General features: G+C 54.1%; 1 protein-coding gene. It reads left to right on the forward strand.

Annotation, left to right across the window (positions count from 1 at the left end):
• A partial coding sequence (locus tag KVT34_RS30870) for a PDC sensor domain-containing protein (protein WP_483311477.1) occupies positions 1-244 on the forward strand: 244 nt, incomplete at both ends.

Below are 244 nucleotides of genomic sequence, written 5' to 3' on the forward strand. Positions count from 1 at the left end.
GGGAGCAGGATCTTAAAGTGATCCAGCAGGCGCAGAAACAATATCCCGAGTTTGAGACGTATTTCTTTTCCCACGATTTGACGGGCAAGAACGTCATCAACTTCAAAGGGGAAGTTACGGGCGTCAGCGATCGCGTCCACTACCAGGAAGCGGGCAAGGGCGAAGGCAAGATCGTCGTTTCCGGGCCGATCGTTTCCAAGCGGACAGGCAATAACATCGTGACGCTGATCGTGCCGGTCATGGA

The sequence above is a fragment of the Paenibacillus sp. GbtcB18 genome (assembly GCF_019091125.1).
Taxonomy (GTDB): domain Bacteria; phylum Bacillota; class Bacilli; order Paenibacillales; family NBRC-103111; genus Paenibacillus_F; species Paenibacillus_F chitinolyticus.